At 46.5% G+C, this 16,598-nt stretch carries 20 protein-coding genes and 1 riboswitch; of the genes, 7 read left to right on the top strand and 13 right to left on the bottom strand.

The features are described 5' to 3' along the window. The first annotated feature begins 51 nt into the window (after nucleotides 1–51). On the top strand, nucleotides 52–1,566 hold the full coding sequence (locus ACSQ8O_RS32615; RefSeq protein ID WP_436245090.1) for a copper amine oxidase N-terminal domain-containing protein: 1,515 nt from the start codon (nucleotides 52–54) through the stop codon (nucleotides 1,564–1,566). A 111-nt stretch (nucleotides 1,567–1,677) separates the two neighbouring features. Next, nucleotides 1,678–2,031 carry a hypothetical protein gene (locus ACSQ8O_RS32610; protein WP_436245089.1) on the top strand — a complete coding sequence of 118 codons (354 nt, stop codon included), beginning with the start codon at nucleotides 1,678–1,680 and terminating at the stop codon, nucleotides 2,029–2,031. Between the two features lie 56 nt (nucleotides 2,032–2,087). On the opposite strand, the gene ACSQ8O_RS32605 is transcribed toward ACSQ8O_RS32610, so the two are convergent. Further along, a complete protein-coding gene (locus ACSQ8O_RS32605; RefSeq protein WP_436245088.1) occupies nucleotides 2,088–3,452 on the bottom strand; it encodes an 8-oxoguanine deaminase in 1,365 nt (454 codons plus the stop codon). Nucleotides 3,453–3,512: 60 nt separating this feature from the next. Continuing rightward, a riboswitch (purine riboswitch) is annotated at nucleotides 3,513–3,609 on the bottom strand. Nucleotides 3,610–3,832: 223 nt separating this feature from the next. Here ACSQ8O_RS32605 and ACSQ8O_RS32600 point away from each other — a divergent pair. Together ACSQ8O_RS32600 and ACSQ8O_RS32595 are read left to right on the top strand one after the other, a co-directional pair. Then, nucleotides 3,833–4,033, top strand: a complete 201-nt coding sequence (locus tag ACSQ8O_RS32600) for a cold-shock protein (RefSeq protein WP_028555458.1) — start codon at nucleotides 3,833–3,835, stop codon at nucleotides 4,031–4,033. A gap of 65 nt (nucleotides 4,034–4,098) precedes the next feature. Beyond that, nucleotides 4,099–4,299, top strand: coding sequence for a cold-shock protein (locus ACSQ8O_RS32595; RefSeq protein WP_081787428.1), 201 nt, complete (start codon nucleotides 4,099–4,101; stop codon nucleotides 4,297–4,299). 77 nt (nucleotides 4,300–4,376) lie between these two features. Here the strand turns inward: ACSQ8O_RS32595 and ACSQ8O_RS32590 are convergent, their stop codons facing one another. From ACSQ8O_RS32590 to ACSQ8O_RS32555, 8 genes are all read right to left on the bottom strand, one after another. Beyond that, the gene (locus ACSQ8O_RS32590) at nucleotides 4,377–4,769 is read right to left on the bottom strand and encodes a general stress protein (protein WP_056610798.1); all 393 of its coding nucleotides are present in this window, start codon (nucleotides 4,767–4,769) and stop codon (nucleotides 4,377–4,379) included. Nucleotides 4,770–4,835: 66 nt separating this feature from the next. Further along, on the bottom strand, nucleotides 4,836–5,000 hold the full coding sequence (locus tag ACSQ8O_RS32585) for a DUF1328 domain-containing protein (protein WP_436245087.1): 165 nt from the start codon (nucleotides 4,998–5,000) through the stop codon (nucleotides 4,836–4,838). Nucleotides 5,001–5,171: 171 nt separating this feature from the next. After that, the gene (locus ACSQ8O_RS32580) at nucleotides 5,172–6,140 is read right to left on the bottom strand and encodes a CheR family methyltransferase (protein ID WP_436245086.1); all 969 of its coding nucleotides are present in this window, start codon (nucleotides 6,138–6,140) and stop codon (nucleotides 5,172–5,174) included. Continuing rightward, nucleotides 6,035–8,815: a CHASE3 domain-containing protein gene (locus ACSQ8O_RS32575; protein ID WP_436245085.1), complete on the bottom strand. Its 2,781-nt coding sequence runs from the start codon at nucleotides 8,813–8,815 to the stop codon at nucleotides 6,035–6,037. Before ACSQ8O_RS32575 ends, ACSQ8O_RS32580 begins: the two co-directional genes overlap by 106 nt. Nucleotides 8,816–8,912: 97 nt before the next feature. Beyond that, a complete protein-coding gene (locus tag ACSQ8O_RS32570) occupies nucleotides 8,913–9,686 on the bottom strand; it encodes a sigma-70 family RNA polymerase sigma factor (RefSeq protein WP_436245084.1) in 774 nt (257 codons plus the stop codon). Then, nucleotides 9,683–10,129, bottom strand: a complete 447-nt coding sequence (gene rsbW / locus ACSQ8O_RS32565) for an anti-sigma B factor RsbW (protein WP_436245083.1) — start codon at nucleotides 10,127–10,129, stop codon at nucleotides 9,683–9,685. The genes ACSQ8O_RS32570 and rsbW (ACSQ8O_RS32565) overlap by 4 nt, the downstream gene beginning before the upstream one ends. Continuing rightward, nucleotides 10,126–10,497: an STAS domain-containing protein gene (locus tag ACSQ8O_RS32560; protein ID WP_235550392.1), complete on the bottom strand. Its 372-nt coding sequence runs from the start codon at nucleotides 10,495–10,497 to the stop codon at nucleotides 10,126–10,128. Before ACSQ8O_RS32560 ends, rsbW (ACSQ8O_RS32565) begins: the two co-directional genes overlap by 4 nt. Before the next feature lie 14 nt (nucleotides 10,498–10,511). Next, entirely contained in the window at nucleotides 10,512–10,970 is a 459-nt protein-coding gene (locus ACSQ8O_RS32555; protein WP_056610815.1) for a DUF948 domain-containing protein, read from the bottom strand. A gap of 169 nt (nucleotides 10,971–11,139) precedes the next feature. Here ACSQ8O_RS32555 and ACSQ8O_RS32550 point away from each other — a divergent pair, with 169 nt between their 5' ends. Further along, nucleotides 11,140–11,604 carry a Dps family protein gene (locus ACSQ8O_RS32550; RefSeq protein ID WP_235550393.1) on the top strand — a complete coding sequence of 155 codons (465 nt, stop codon included), beginning with the start codon at nucleotides 11,140–11,142 and terminating at the stop codon, nucleotides 11,602–11,604. A 27-nt stretch (nucleotides 11,605–11,631) separates the two neighbouring features. Here ACSQ8O_RS32550 and rsbW (ACSQ8O_RS32545) read toward each other — a convergent pair whose 3' ends face one another. From rsbW (ACSQ8O_RS32545) to ACSQ8O_RS32535, 3 genes are all read right to left on the bottom strand, one after another. Further along, the gene (gene rsbW, locus ACSQ8O_RS32545; RefSeq protein WP_056610822.1) at nucleotides 11,632–12,075 is read right to left on the bottom strand and encodes an anti-sigma B factor RsbW; all 444 of its coding nucleotides are present in this window, start codon (nucleotides 12,073–12,075) and stop codon (nucleotides 11,632–11,634) included. Continuing rightward, nucleotides 12,072–12,404 (bottom strand): STAS domain-containing protein, encoded by a 333-nt coding sequence (locus ACSQ8O_RS32540; protein ID WP_436245082.1) that lies wholly within the window; start codon nucleotides 12,402–12,404, stop codon nucleotides 12,072–12,074. The genes rsbW (ACSQ8O_RS32545) and ACSQ8O_RS32540 overlap by 4 nt, the downstream gene beginning before the upstream one ends. 78 nt (nucleotides 12,405–12,482) lie before the next feature. After that, nucleotides 12,483–13,619 carry a SpoIIE family protein phosphatase gene (locus tag ACSQ8O_RS32535; RefSeq protein WP_436245081.1) on the bottom strand — a complete coding sequence of 379 codons (1,137 nt, stop codon included), beginning with the start codon at nucleotides 13,617–13,619 and terminating at the stop codon, nucleotides 12,483–12,485. 264 nt (nucleotides 13,620–13,883) lie between these two features. Between ACSQ8O_RS32535 and ACSQ8O_RS32530 the strand changes: the two genes are divergently transcribed. Further along, a complete protein-coding gene (locus ACSQ8O_RS32530) occupies nucleotides 13,884–14,240 on the top strand; it encodes a YtxH domain-containing protein (RefSeq protein WP_436245080.1) in 357 nt (118 codons plus the stop codon). Nucleotides 14,241–14,285: 45 nt separating this feature from the next. Further along, entirely contained in the window at nucleotides 14,286–14,699 is a 414-nt protein-coding gene (locus tag ACSQ8O_RS32525; protein ID WP_436245079.1) for a hypothetical protein, read from the top strand. A 335-nt stretch (nucleotides 14,700–15,034) separates the two neighbouring features. Here ACSQ8O_RS32525 and fumC read toward each other — a convergent pair whose 3' ends face one another. Next, nucleotides 15,035–16,423: a class II fumarate hydratase gene (fumC, locus tag ACSQ8O_RS32520; protein ID WP_436245078.1), complete on the bottom strand. Its 1,389-nt coding sequence runs from the start codon at nucleotides 16,421–16,423 to the stop codon at nucleotides 15,035–15,037. Nucleotides 16,424–16,598 lie beyond the last annotated feature (175 nt).

Below are 16,598 nucleotides of genomic sequence, written 5' to 3'. Positions count from 1 at the left end.
ATTCGATGACTTATCGTTAAATCTATTAAAACAAAAGGAGTAGATTATCCCATGTATTCAAAAAAATGGACTTGGTTAATTTCGGCAGCGCTGGTAATCATGATGTTGACGCTAACGGGTTGTCAATCAATACAAGGTTTGGAACTGGCAAAGGCCGTTCAGAATGGCGCGAATGTGAAGTCTTCCGAGTCGAAAGGTACTTTGCAGCTTGAACTTGTTCCAGGCGATACGTCTAAGCTATCCGCGGGGGAAAAGGCCGCACTTGCAGCCCTGCAGGATGTGAAGGTTGAGCTCGCAGTAAAAACGCAGGACAGCCAACGTCTATCTGCTGAAGGAAAGATTATTTACAGTAAAGGTACTATCCCTTTTAACGTTGCCATGGAGGGTACGAAGATCAACCTTAGCATTGAAGGTGCGAAACAGCCTATCGTTATTGATCTTTTAGGCGGGGCTGATATTTCTTTCTTAAGTTTCTTACCTAAGACCATCCAAGAACAATTCGGCAATAAATTACTTGAGATTAAATCAGGACTCATCGAACTTATTTTAGCGAATACCACGGATCCTGCTAATCTAGCAATTACTTCCGTAACGGATAAAGTCAATAATGAATCGCTTTCGTTGCAAAAAGCACATGTAGAGCTTAGCGGCACGGAATTAGCTTCTCTTCTGCAAAAGCTGCTAGCTAACGTTCTTGCCGATGAAGCTGGCCTCAAAAAAGTGCTTAGCCAGTTGTACGATGCGCTTGCTCCTGTGATTCAAGAACAGATTGCAGCTGGAGATAAGAGCATTACTTTGAGTCTGCTAACGAATAAAGATCTGACGCTTGGCTTTGTGTACTCCCCGATCCATGATTACCTAGCGGGATTGGCAGATTCCATTGATCCAACGAAAGATATGTTCAGTGCTAAGGCATCGCTTCAAGCAGATCTTTTCATTGATAGTGACAAGCAAATTCGTAAGCAGAACATTGCGATCAATATGCCTCTTACGAAATCAAACAATGGCGCTACCGCGATTAAGATTTCCTATGTGAGTGAATCTTGGAATTTGAATAAACCGGTTACGGCTAGCAAGGTAGATACGTCCGGTGCGCTTCAACTTAAACCAGATGCTACGGCAATCTTCAGGGTGCTTGCTACGTTAGATAAGCAATCTACGCTTTATAAAATGCTTAAGAACGATCTGCAAGTGACCAAAAAAGATATCAATATGGTTACCGACGGGTCGGGAGCTAAAGACGACGCACCTCAACCATTTATTAATGCCACTGGCACGACGATGGTACCGGTTCGCTTTGTTTCCGAGCAGTTAGGTGCTGAGGTTGGCTGGAATGGTGATCTACGCCAAGTTACGATTACTGATTTCCTCACGGGGAAAACATTGCTTTTGACATTGGATAGCAAAAATGCAACTGTAAACGGCTCCGCTGTTCCTGAGCTGGAGAGTGCCGCTACATTGTCTGACAACTCAACTTTTGTTCCTATTCGCTTCATTGCTGAGCAGCTAGGCTGCGTAGTTTCATTCAATAATGAGACGCGTGTCGTCACGATCCACCGCGACTAAGTAATTTTTACATAGGCGATCACCCTTTTCGTATAGCTGAATAGTCTAGTAATGAACCTAGGCAGAAAGCCTGCTGCGTGAGCGCAGTTGTACGAGAAGGAGTGAACGTTTATGTATACAAACCCTATGCATCCACAAGGGCCGCAAGGTCATCACGGACACCAAGGACCTCATATGTTGTATCAAGCTGAGCCCAACTGGCAGCACATGATGAAGCACAAAAGAGATGCCCTCATGCATGCACTACATCCACACATGGGCCGTAAGATTCGTGTCACGACAATTGATGGGCATACACATGAAGGTGTTCTCATTAATGCAGATGGCCATCACGTGTATCTGAATACGGATCCTCATCATGGTCACCAACAAGGGCATCACAGACCGATCTACACACCAGCACAATATAATCAAATTTTGACGCTTGTGCTTTTTGAACTGTTAGTTATTCTACTGCTTGCCTAAAACACATTAAGCTCGCTCCTCAAGGCCACTTAGGCTGAGAGAGCGAGCTTTATTCGTTATTGCTGAATGAAGCGCTGGTAGGAGGCCTGACAGTCCTCATACAGCCTTCCCTCATCTGCTCCCGTTAGAATCCCCTTCTCCACTACGATTCGGCCATTGACGACCGTGTAGTCGACCGCACGTTTGAGGCCTACTGTCCCCAACCACGACTTAGCGTCGGTATGCGTTCCGACAGCGTCTATCTGATCGATTCGCACCATGAACAAGTCAGCTGATTTACCTACCTCCAGCGACCCAATGTCGGATCTACCTAGGATCTCCGCTCCACCCCTCGTTGCTACCTTCAATAGATCATATCCGGTTGGCGCCAATGCGCTAGATTGCAGCCTGTGAAGCAGGTAGGCGATGCGAAGCTCCTCCAGCAGATTTGAGCCATCATTAGAAGCGCTGCCATCGACAGCCAAACCAACTGGAATGCCCATCTCCAGCATCTCAGGCACTCTGGCAATGCCAGAGGATAGCTTCATATTGGAAATGGGGCAATGGGCGACGCCGGTCTTCGTCTTAGCAAGCAGCTTCATTTCATCATCATTGAAATGAATGCCATGCGCATACCACACATCGGAGCCTAACCAGCCTAAGCTTTCCATATAGGCCAATGGCCGCATGCCGAATCGTTCGAGCGTATAGGCTTCCTCATTCTTCGTCTCGGCGAGATGCGTATGGAGGCGCACGCCTTTGGCTCTGGCCAGCCTCGCAGATTCCAACAGGATATCTGCGGAAACACTGAATGGCGAGCATGGCGCGAGCACGACCTGCCGCATCGAGCCTGCTCTGGCGTCGTGATACAGGTCAATAAGCCGCTCGCTATCCGCTAGGATCGTCTGGATATCCTGCACGACGCTCATCGGCGGCAATCCGCCGTGATCCTTGCCCAGCGTCATCGATCCACGAGAAGCCACGAAACGAATGCCTAGCCGATCAGCCGCTTCGAATTGTTTATCGATGAAATGAGCACTATGTTGCTCAGGAAAAACATAATGATGGTCAAATACGGTCGTACAACCGTTCTTCAAGAGGTCTGCAATTCCGGTTAGTGAGCTATAATAAACAGCGTCCGGCGTAAGACCTTTCCAAATCTCATACAGATAGCGGAGCCAGTCGAATAGCTCAAGCTTCTGCACCTGCGGCAGGTTACGCGTAAACGTCTGATACAAGTGATGATGCACATTGATGAGACCAGGATACACGAACATGTTGGACGCATCAATAATTTGCGTGGAGGCATCCTTCGGAGATAATCCCTTCCCTATCTGTACAATTTGATTGCCCTCGATCAGCAGATCCGCATGCTCCAACACGCGGTCCTCTGCATCTACTGTTACAATTGCCTTCGCATTTTGAATCAAGATGGAACCCATTTTCATTAGCCTCCTAAAATAGAATAAGGGAACCAAAAAAATCCTAACCACAAACACAATATACGCATATATTGTGTTCGTAGTTAGGATTTAGGTTCCCAGTAGAGCCCCCGAACCGAATTATCGAGGTTATACGAACTATGAAATTGTCGTAAAACTTTTGCTAAATTTAGGAATAGTATAGATCAGCTAATAAAGAAACGTCAAGAGGGCATTGCCGTTGAAAATAACTATGATGTTTTTTCAGAAAAGTGGAATAAGCTTCCCTAATAATGGATATATTATCAAAGCTGCGTTAATGACTTACAAGCTCTTCGGAACGAGTTGATTCCGCCGATGAGAATCGCAGGCACAAATTATTGTTGGAGGTTTATGAACACATGGAAACTGGTACGGTAAAATGGTTTAACGCAGAAAAAGGATTTGGGTTTATCGAAATGGAAGGCGGCAATGACGTATTCGTTCATTTCAGCGCCATTACAGGGGAAGGTTTCAAAAGCTTGGATGAAGGCCAACGTGTGCAATTCGAAGTTGTTCAAGGTAACCGCGGACCGCAAGCTGAAAATGTAGTCAAGCTGTAGTCCTTCATCACATATTGCTTTAACTGCTTGCGCGTCAGAGTCAATTATGACAAGGAGGAGTTCGATTGTACTTTTCAAAAAAATCATTGGAACCAGTACCGGAGGAACAAACCAGCATCTGGACCTGCAGCACTGATCAGTGCTCTTGCTGGATGAGAGATAACTTTTCATTCGCGGATAGTCCCGCATGTCCGATTTGCAATTCATCCATGGTCAAGGATTTAAAGATGCTCCCAACCTTATCGAACACAAGCAGCAGGCGATGAATCCGGCACAGAAGAGCCCCTGTCTCCAATGGAGACAAGGGCTTTTCTTGTTATAGGACTTTATGATAGTAATCCACTTAATATATAGTTCGCTGAAATGCTTCGCCTTGGTACATCATCAAGGTATCTTCCTCACTCATATGAGGGGTAGCTAATACGAGGATTTTCCCCCACTCCAACTCAGTTACGAGTCTGTCCGTCTCCGCTTCAGGCACACCGAGCGCCAGGATCTTCGCTCTCAACTCCTCGCCACGTGATCGGAACAGATTGGCGATCGACGTGAACAATCCTTCTTCGGCCATCGAAATCTGCTCTGCACCCGCATACTCCGCGACGTAATTTGTACCTTCAGCACTGTGTGTCAGAACATAAATATGATCCTTTTTAAAGCCTTCGTTATGCAGTTGTTGCACCTTATTCTGCGTATCCTCAAGACTGGATGTCACACTTACTCTGGTATACGTACTCATGGCAATTCCTCCTCGTCAATGGGTTTTATAGGGTGTATCCGTGTTACCTTGAGCAGCTACTTTGTTCTACATGCTCCGACGTCTGCCGAAGATTAGTGATACTACGAACATAATAAGGAAAACGAAGAACAAGATTTTGGCGATACCTACTGCTGTTGAGACAATCCCAAAGAATCCAAAAACACCTGCAACTAACGCAATTACTAGAAACGTCATAGCCCATCCTAACATACCCAACACCTCTCTCTTCCTTTTCGATAGTGTTCATCTTGCTATGCTTTCTATTACCCATCCCTCCTAGGATTGAAACAGGCTTTGAAACGAATGTGGTCATTCTTGCAAAAGAAAAAAAGTGCCCCCGCCATATACATGGCTTTGGGACACCCTTTCCGATAACACCTGCTATGATTTCTTACGGTATATACGCTCATGTGGTACAAAATCATCATACTTCACACCTTCAGGCACGTGGAGAATATACTCTTTCTTCCCGAGACCCAAGTAACCTTGCGGGGTTAAGCTGCTGTAAAACAAACTGTGCACCTGCTGCTGCAGCTTCGGATCGAAGTAGATCATCACATTCCGGCAGAGGATAACGTGAAATTCGTTAAAGGAGCCATCCGTCACTAGGTTATGCTGAGCAAACATCATATTTTCTTTCAACTGCGGTTTGAAATACGCATACTGATGATCCGTTGTGTAGTACTCCGAGAACGCTTTGGTGCCACCGGATTCCAAATAATTAGTCGTATACAATTGCATCTGCTTCAGCGGGAAGGCGCCTTTTTGCGCCGATTCTATGGCCTGCTCGTTCATGTCAGTAGCATAAATTCGTGTCTTCTCCGCCAAGCCCTCTTCTTGCATGAGGATTGCCATGGCATAGGCTTCTTCGCCTGTTGCGCAACCCGCGTGCCATATTCGAATCTCCGGATAGACCCGAAGCTCTGGCACGACTTGGGTCCGAAAAGCATTGAAGAAACTGGGGTCTCTAAACATTTCCGTCACGCGAATCGACATATCGCCCAGTAGCTTGTCCACGAATAGCGGCTCATGCAGCACTTTCTCCAGAAGCGCTGTTATCGTGGTCAGCTTTTCCATCTTCATACGATTTAGAATACGCCTGCGTAAAGAGGAGCGCACATAATGACGGAAATCAAATCCGTACATTTGATATAAGCCCTCCAGGAGCAGATTGATCTCAATATTTTCCCTCTCATCGACAGTGGACTCTTCCAACTCATTCCATACATCTTGAGGTTCCCGTGTCAATGCTTCTTCACCTGCTTCGTGAGCCACACCCGCATCAGCGAGAAGAGTTGTTCCATCTGCAGCGGCTTCGTAATATAGTCCGATGCTCCCGCTTCGAGACATTTCTCTTTCTCACTCTTCATAGCTTTCGCTGTCAAGGCAATGATGGGTAAGTGGCGCAACTCCAGCCCTACCCGTATCTCCTTCATGGCGTCGTAACCGTCCATAACTGGCATCATGATATCCATTAATACCAAATCATAATCTGGCTCCACGGCTAATAGATCGATAGCTTCTCTACCATTCTCGGCGACAACGACCGTTACACCTTTTATTTCTAATGCGCTAACGAGTGCGAATACGTTACGGGCGTCATCATCGACAAGCAAAACTCTCTTCCCTTCAAACAGTTGTGCATCCGCGTTAATTTGCACATCTAGGGATAGCTCAGCATCGCTAAAGTAACTCTTCGGATAGGAAGATCCCCCCATATACGGAATCACCTGCTCAGTAGAAGCGGCGATCTGCTCTTGTGCGGAGGTACTGTCAGGATGCGCTCGTTCTTCTGGGCCATTTGGAATATATAAGGTAAACGTACTGCCTACCTGCAGTTCACTCTTCACAACAATCGTGCCTCCAAGCAATCGGGTAAACTCGCGGCAGATCGATAGACCAAGACCCGTCCCGCCATACTGACGATTGGTTGTACCATCCACTTGCTGGAAGGCCTCAAAAATAATGTGCTGCTTATCAATTGGAATCCCAATACCTGTATCCTTGATCGAAATTGCAAGAATCGTTTCCTCTGAACCTCGATGGAGAAGTTCTCTAATACGCGCTGAATCAGAGAGAGCTATTCTCATCGTAACAGAGCCTGTTTCGGTAAATTTAAAAGCATTTGACAGCAGGTTCTTCAGAATTTGCTGCAGGCGTTGACCATCAGTCACAATGACAGACGGCACATCTGGATCCAGAATAACCTGGAAATCAAGCGCCTTCTTGGCAGCCACTGGTGCGAACATAAGCTCCATGGACTGTGGAATCTCCGTCACATTAACTTCGTCCTGCATAATCTCTATTTTCCCAGCTTCGACCTTGGATAAATCCAGAATATCGTCGATCAGTGACAGCAAATCATGCCCCGCCGCATTCACCACACGCGAATACTCCACGATCTCGGACATTTGCATGTCTCCGCTACTCTCGACTAGCATTTGCGAAAGAATCATGATGCTATTCAGCGGTGTACGCAATTCATGAGACATATTAGCCAAGAAGTCGGTTTTGTACTGAGAACTTGTCTTCAGCTTCAACGAATACTCTTCAAGCTCGTCTTTGGCTTTCTCGAGCTCCGCTGCTTTCTGCTCAGAAAATTGATTCTGCTCCTCCAGAAACTCATTCGTCATCCGCAGCTGTTCCTGCTGCATTTGGAGTTCTTCAGACTGTGTCTGAAGCTCTTCCGATTGCGTTTGCAACTCTTCCGTCAGAATTTGCGACTCTGAGAGGAGACGCTCCACTTCCATACGGCTGCGCACACTCGTAATCGCCGTCCCGAACTTCTCTTGCAGAGAATCAACCAAAGTCAGATGCTTTGACTGAAATTGATGATTGGAAGCCAACTCTATAACGGCTTCGGTTCTTCCATCTACAAGAATCGGTGCTAATAGAAGGCTGCGAGGCGTTGAGACTCCTAACCCAGACGTTATTTTTACATGATTATCAGGAAGGTTATCCATCAGGAAAATTCGTTTATCGACTGCACACTGTCCAACTAAGCCTTCGCCTAGTTGAAAACGGGAAGCAGCTTGATCCTGTCCGGAGACTGCATATCCAGCAATTTTCTCATAAGTAGGTTGTCCTTCTTCGTTCAGCCTTAGATAGATAACGCCATAGCTGGCATCCAACATGGGTGCCAGCTTATGGATAAAGGCTTCACTTAGCGATGTTATATCACGTATGCCTTGATATAGTGTTGCAACTTCTGTGATACCCGATTGAATCCAGCTCTGTTTCTCTAAACTCGCCAATAGCTCATTCGTTGCATCAGCCAACACACGGATCTCGTCATTCGTCCTCACTTCAATCCGAGAAGCTAGATTCCCTTCCATTGCGGTAATATCGCGAATCTTCTGGGTAACTTGTTTAATGGCGTTCGTTATCGAATTCGATAGAATGAATGCCACAACAACAGCAACAATGGAAATAAGGCCCAATATAGTAAAAAGAACAACTTTAAGATTATAGTTGCTTTTGGCGATTTGCTGGACTCTTAAGGCCGTTAGGTTCTTCTCCGTGATGAGAAAAGAATCAAATTGCGTACGCAACTGATCCATCACCTTTTTGCCTGCATTCTGTTTAAAATAATCATTGAGTGCTGCTGTATTGTTATCCTTTTTCATGCGGACAACGGTGTCACCACTCGTTTTCAGCCAGATCTGAATCGTCTCTTTAATGGCCTCCAAGCTTTGCAATTGGGGGGGATTATCACTGACAAGTTGACGAATTTTATTGTACGCTTCCTGCCAGGTACGATTCGCTTCATTATATGGCTCCAGATACTGCTCATCACCTGTGATGACAAAGCCTCGCATGCCTGTCTCCAAATCGAGCATTCTTTTCTGCAATTCGTTTAGTTGGTCGTGCACTTCCATATCATGTGAAGAGATAAAGCTAACTTCTTTTTGTAGATCCGTTACGCGACTACTTACGACTAATAGCGATAGACCCAGACAGACAAGAATTAAGATGTAACCCAGCATAATCTTGGGTTTAATCTTAAATAGCATGGAATTAAACATAAGAAAGTGCCTCCTGGTACAGTTGGTAGCAAATGTAAGATAACATTATACTAATCTACTATACCACATTTTCAGCTCCTAGCAGGTAACTAACCATCTATACGTTCGGCGTTAAGGCCGTTTTCAATTTCGACATCGCTCTCTTCTGAATACGGGATACACTCATCTGAGAGATGCCTAGCTGATCGGCAATATGGCGTTGGGACTGCCCTTCTTGGTAGATCATCCCAATAACAGTACGTTCCTCATCCTTCAAGCAATCCATAGCTTCTGCAAGATCCATACGCCGCTCTAGGGCTTGATAGTCATCGGAGGCACCTGCTATCATATCCCCAATCGTAGCCCCATCCCCCTCACTTGTGAGCGGGGTATCTAGGGATGTGTAGTGATAATAATCGCGTCCAGCTAAGATTTCAATGGTTTCTTCCGGACTCAGCTCCAAATAAGCTGCTATTTCGTCCACATTCGGCGAGCGCTCCAGCTTAGCCGTCAGCTCGTCCAACGCACGTCCCATCTGCGCTCCTTTTTCCTTAATGCGTCTGGGGACTTGTATGTACCAGGATTTGTCACGCAAATAATTTTTGAGATGACCAATGAGGCTTTTCATGGCATAGCCTTCAAAAGGTACTTCCATCGCATGGTCATATTGCGTAAACAACCTGAGCATCGACATCTGACCGACTTGAAAGAGGTCCTCATAGAGGTCAGGGCGGCTTCGCGACATTTTGGCTACTGCCATTCGCACAATCGGTTCATAGTGCAGGAGCAATGCGGTAGCTGCCTCTTGACATCCGGTTTCCTTATAAATCTTCTTCTTTTCATAGATCTCATATAAAGGGTCGGAGGAAGAGACAGTTCCCTTCGCATTCATACAATCTCCTCTTTTCTATACACCTGCTTGGTCAGAATGACCTTAGTTCCTTGGCCTCCGCGTGCAAGCACCTGCACATCGTCCATTAATGCTTGCATTAGAAAGAGACCAAGTCCACCAACCGTAGCTTCTTGAATCGATTTATGGTGCAGCGTTACTTCTTCGGGGGCCGTTTGAATGTAATGAAAGCTATCGCCTTCATCCTTCACCGTTATTTTCATATAGCCCTCGCTAGGCTCAAATTGAATCTCTACGATACCTGACTGCCCCTCTGCATAGGCGTGAAGAATGGCGTTGTTGCACGCTTCCGCGACAGCGACTTTCATATCTTCAATATCCTCAAAGGAGAAGCCAGCTTTGGTTGCAACGCCGTATAAGGTGAGTCGAACAATATCCAAATATTCCGCTTGTGCAGGTATGGTCAGGCCAATGTATGGGCTCATATGATTTCTTCTTTCCTTTCAGTTACACGTTGATTTTCTCTTAAGCTGCCATTGTTATGCAAATAACTGGAAACGCCTGTAATATCGAATAACCGCCTAACTTTAGCTGGGATATGATCGATCTGGAACGCTGCGTGCATAGCAGCCCTGACTTTAATCGCGGATACGATGAGCCCAATTCCCGTGCTGTCTATATATTTTAGTTCTTTCAAATCTAGGATAAGTGTTTCTTCCTCTTTCCTTACTACTGAATCCAGTACGTTAGCTAGGGAAGACGCCGCTGAGAGATCAAGTTCCCCACTGAGATATATCCTATTTTCTTTCCCATCTGACTGTTTATAAAACATAAATTTACGTATAGCGTTCACGTGATGACCCCTCTCTATTTCATCGAACCGGCTTGCGGTGATGACTTCTTCACTTTAATTTTATCCCAAATCTCGAGCGTCATAGTCGCTCCTTGCAGAATAGCCTTCAACTTCCCATTAAGCGGGGATGTTTTCGCAGACGTTTCTGTTGGCTTGACAGCAGCGATCAGGCTTGAAGCTGATTGTTTAACGGAAGAAGATAGCTCATGAAGTACTTGACCAACATCCTGCACGGTTCCGAATAGATGATTAAGTGTGGAAAGTTTCATTCGCATATCGATCGCAACCTCATTCGTATTGAGAATGACATCCTTCACATCAGAACTGATCTCTGTCACTTCATTTTTCATCTGTCCCATTGTTGAGGTTATCTCATCAAGGGAATGCTTCAAGGATTTTAAGGTTTGGATCAAATAAAAAACCAGAAACACAAATGCAATTGCTACAACACATACACTTATTTGAAGCAACATGGGAATCCCTCCTGTTTTGCCGTGTTAATACGTAATTACCCACGTTTGAAAAAGTTGAAACACATCAGGCACAAAATAGGTTTATCTAAACTTAACTGTTTCACTTAGCCCTCGTAAGGGTACTTATTTGTTGTAGACACAACTAAATTAATTAAGTGGAGGAATGATCATGGTTAATTCAACTATAACGAAGGCTAGCCCGCTAACAGACATGCTCGATAAACAGGTCGCCAACTTCTCGGTACTCTATATGAAACTTCATAATTACCATTGGTATGTGAAAGGTGAGAATTTCTTCACCCTACATATCAAATTCGAAGAATTGTACACGGAAGCCACTCTCCATTTGGATATAATAGCTGAGAGAATGCTTTCCCTGCGTGCGATTCCGACTGCCACTCTGAAAGAGCATCTGCAAATGGCTTCAATTAAAGAAGCCAAGAAGACTGAAAATAATGCTAACCTCATGGTGGAACAGCTCGTTGATGATTTCACTTTATTATGTTCCGAATTGACCGAAGGGATCGAGCTGGCTGAAGACCAAAAGGATCAGCCTACAGCGGATATGCTGATTACCATCCGCTCCTCTTTGGAGAAACACAGCTGGATGCTGGCCGCCTATCTCGGCAAGTAGACAAGTAAGAAAAACCACGGTTGGCGGTTATTCCGTCATTCCGTGGTTTTTGCTGTGAACATATTTAACTAAAGTAACCTCAGTGCCACTCGTTGTATCGACCAAGACTTCATCCATTAATGCTTCCATCAGATAAATGCCCAAACCACCAGTGGTAAGCTCGCTCGGCGTCGTCCCCGTGAAAGGACCCGTTTGCCGACTTTCGTTAGACGCCTCGTAGCCAGTCCCGTTATCTTTCACTTTCACCCGAAGTGCATCATCACTAAGCTCATAGCTAATGTCGATATGACTGCTGTCATCTCCAGGCTTTGCATGCAAAATTGCATTGTTGCAAGCCTCAGATACAGCCACCTTCATATCTTCAATGTCTTCATATGTGAAGCCCAGTTTCGTTGCTACACCATACAAGCTAAGCCTTACGATCTCCAAATGCTCCGCTGCTGCTGGAATATGTAAGCGAATGACCTTCATACAGTGCCTTCGATCCCTTCATTCAGAAATCCAGTAATCCCCGTCAGATCAAACAATTTCCGTATTCCTGGCGGAATATCTTGAACGGCGAACGGCGCTTTGATTTCATCGCGAATTTTCAAAGTAGATACCACGATGCCAATCCCCGTGCTATCGATATAGCGTAAATGCTTCACATTGAGAATTAATGCTTTATCTTCACGATGAACGACGGCCTCAAGTGCCTGGCGGAAGGGTTGTGCTGCTGCCAAATCAAGTTCCCCATGGATACTGAGCTGAATTGACTTTTCCGATTCTTCAAGATTAATTTGAAATCTTTCTGAGGACATAAGCCACACTCCCTAGTCATTATTGTTTAATCGTACCAAGACCACTACTAGTATTCAAGTTTCATTGAATTGCGCAAGCTAGGAGGCAGAGATCACGACTAAGCACATGTCATCCTGCGAAGGGCCGTTCTTCGTTGTAGCAGAAAGCCTTTCGACCATTCCTTCTGGGTCATGCCCCTTCATATGCTTAAGGCTGCTCTTGATTTGAGCCAGACCATCATGCTCCTCATCTGCGATCCATTCCGTCAATCCATCGGTATATAAGACAATTTGAGCTTGTTTCTCGTAACTCGCGTATCCTTTAGTAATCTCAATCCCTTCAAAAAAGCCAATTGCACAGCACCCTTCCGAGAGCAGTTGCACTTCCCCATCGAGCACAGCAACACCAGCTGGGTGCCCTGCATTCACATATTCAATGGTGCGCTGCTCGGTATCAAGTACCAGATAGATCGCGGTAAAGTAATAATTAATAAGACTATCCGTAACATGCAGCTGATTCATTCGCCGATTAAGCTCCTGCATCACCAAATCTGGATCACCTATTGCTGTGATGGTATCCTTCAAAGCCGAGTAGATGTACATACACACCAAGGAGGAAGAAATACCATGCCCCATCATATCGAGCAAAATAATGCCATATTGATGCGGCCCGATCGGATACCACGCATAAAAATCACCCGCAAGTTCTGATGAAGGCCGATACACCGCTGAAATCTCGATGTTATCTTTCTTCAGCGGATGACTAAGCACACTAAGCTGGACTTGTTTAGCCAAATCAAGCTCATACTTAATCCGCTTATCGCGCTCTTTATGCCAATCCTTCTCATATTTCAAGCGAAGTGTTGAACGAATCCGCGCCAGAAGCTCCACCTTGTTAATCGGTTTCATCACATAGTCGAGCGCTCCTGCGTCCAATGCCTCCGCCAACTTATTGGAATCCCCCATCGCCGTTACGAAAATGATGGGAATATCCCTTAACCGCACATCAGCTTGTACCGTACGACATGCTTCTACCCCATCGATTTCCGGCATCATCATATCCATCAGGATCAGATCAACCGTTACTTCCGCAGGATCGGGTGCATCCATGCCTAGCAAGTGATAGAGTTCTCTTGCCGAAGATAGCGTAATTAAATCCGTGTAGCCCGCTTTCTCCAAAATTTTTTCAATAATTAATAAATTCGTCTTATTATCATCCACAATGGCAATACTCATAGCGCTAACCCCTTTCGGGTAAATAGGAACTGAGTCCCATATGTATAATGTATAATCTATCATATATCCTATAACCCTATCGCAGACAATTCAATCATGTAATAAAGAAACTTTTATAATTTAACCAACTATTCACATTACCCAAGGCATAAATAAACTCGGCAAGTTATTATTTGTACCCTCCCCTGTTTCAATATGCCTCTATGCGGGTACATCTAAGTATGGACGTGTAACATATACCCCAAACTGAAGGAGAGATGACGTATGAGTGAAGTAGTCGAGACGAACAAAGGCGGATTATGGTTAGGTCTAATGATTGGTGGTGCTGTCGGCGCGATTGCCTCATTGTTAGTTGCCCCTAAAGCGGGGTCCAAGCTACGCCAAGACCTAATGAGCACCTATCGGACTTGGCAGGATAAAACGAAAGAGCTTGCCTCCTCCGTAAGCGAAAGTTCCAAAGCCCTTGCGGAAACCCTAAGCGACAGCTCCAAAGCCCTTGCGGAAACCGTTAGCCAAAAAACAGAGGATCTTGTCGATACAGCCAAAGAAACAGCCAAAGAAAGTCAGCATCGTGTCACAGACTCGATCCAGGCAGCAAAAACAACCTTTCAAAATAATTAACACCAGTTGTACATGGGGGCATCCCCACCAAAGGAGTGCTTTACGATGGACAAACATGCCTTACATCAACAATTAATCGACCTTGGACTTGAACGTGTGGAATACGTCGAGAAGTCCGTGTACCGCATTGATATTTACAACGATGCTACCTCAGCGGCTTATCCGTTGACGTTAACCACCATAACTTCCGAACTTGGGAACACAACCGTGCATTTCCATGAGGCCGATTTCAATGATAACCAATTCGTTCCTCTTCAAGTTCGCCGGGCCGCGCTGGATAAATTAATTGAACTCGAGCAGATCTGCAACGGATCGGCCGGTAAATCCATTGAAGAAGCCAACAATGGCTCCATGGCTCAGGATATGGATGAAATGAAGAAGCTCGGGAATGAAATGAAACATATGAAAACCAATAGCGAGCTCATAGAGAATGATATGGTTCCTGATCCGATGCCGTAGTGGATTGGAGAGGTGGAGAGGACCACAATCGGAAGATATAGAATAGCTCATGTAAGCGTACATGGGCAAAGATGCAAAAGAGCACGCTTTTTCGACGAAACCACCTAAACATAGGCAAATACGTGCGAAAGTGCAACCTATATGACCGAAAAAGCTCCAAATTGATGCATGCTAGCAGAAATAGTTGCCTATTTGCGTGCATTTCTGATTAGGAGCTTCATTCGATAAGAAAGAGTGTACTATTGCATTTCACATGCTTCACACTGCATACACCCAGAAGAGGGTATCCCGCCACATATATGGCTTTGGGATACCCTCTTCCCTATGTTCTGGCCTTATGCCTTCGGATGCACCATATCTGCTGGCTTCACGTAGCTATCGAATTGCTCCGCTGTTAGGTAGCCGCTGCGCACCGCTGACTCCTTCAGCGTCAGCCCTTCCTTATGCGCTTGCTTCGCAATGCTGGCTGCCTTCTCATACCCGATATACGGGTTGAGCGCCGTAACTAGCATAAGCGATTGCTCGAGATTGCGCTGAATCACCACGCGATTCGGTTCCATGCCCGCGAGGCAATGGTCATTGAACGAGCGCATGCTGTCAGCCAGCAGTCGCACAGACTGCAGGAAGTTGTGGATGATCACGGGCTTGAACACGTTCAGCTCGAAATTGCCTTGGCTAGCGGCGAAGCCGATGGCCGCATCGTTGCCCATCACCTGGCACACGACCATCGTCATCGCTTCGCTCTGCGTGGGGTTGACCTTACCCGGCATGATCGAGCTGCCGGGCTCGTTCTCCGGAATCGTGATTTCACCGATTCCGCAGCGGGGGCCGCTCGATAGCCAGCGAACATCGTTGGCTATCTTCATTAAGTTCGCCGCCAGCGCCTTCAGCGCGCCATGGGCGTAAACGATCTGATCATGGCTGGTCAGCGCATGATACTTGTTCGCCGCCGAGACGAAGCGCGTGCCCGTCTCGCGAGTCAGGGCTTCGGCGACGCGGGCGCCGAATTCGGGATGCGCGTTCAGCCCCGTGCCGACGGCGGTCCCGCCGATCGCGAGCTCGCGCATTGTATCCACGGCGCTGCGCACCATGCGCGCCGTCATGTCCAGCATCGCCCACCACCCGCTAATCTCCTGACCCAGCGTCAGCGGGGTAGCGTCCTGCAGGTGGGTGCGGCCGATCTTGACGATGTCGGCGAAGGCCGACATCTTGGTGTGCAGCGTCGCCTGCAGTCCCTCCAGCGCAGGCAGCAGCTCTTGCTCTACCGCGATGACACCGGCAACGTGCATCGCGGTCGGGAACGTATCGTTCGAGCTCTGCGAACGATTCACATCATCATTGGGATGGATGCGCGAAGCGCCATCCCCAAGCAGTTCATTGCCGCGGTGAGCGATCACCTCGTTGACGTTCATGTTCGACTGGGTCCCACTTCCAGTCTGCCAGACGACAAGCGGGAACTCGTCGTCCCAGCGACCTTGTACGATTTCATCCGCCGCTTGGGAGATTGCCTCCGCTTTATCCGCCGGCAATCCGCCTAGATCGCGGTTGACGTGGGCGGCTGCTTTTTTGAGCAGTGCGAAGGCGCTTATCAAGCGAGGCGGCATTCGCTCCGTGCCGATTTTGAAATTTTCGAAGCTGCGCTGCGTCTGTGCCCCCCACAACTTATCCACAGGTACTCTGATTTCTCCCATGGTATCACGTTCTATGCGATATTCTTGACTCATAATTTCCCTCCTTGGTCTTGTCAGACTACTTCTATTTTACTTAATACCGTACCCACTACTACCCACACTTAGGTACATAGAAACACGCCTCGCATAGTTTCCCCAAATGTTGGAACCTTATGAGTCGCTGCTGGTTATCCCACTAGCAGGAAAGCTATAATAGGTAGACTACTCA

Source organism: Paenibacillus sp. LjRoot56 (genome assembly GCF_964253335.1).
GTDB lineage: Bacteria > Bacillota > Bacilli > Paenibacillales > NBRC-103111 > Paenibacillus_E > Paenibacillus_E allorhizoplanae.
This window is presented reverse-complemented; position numbering and strand designations above follow the sequence as displayed.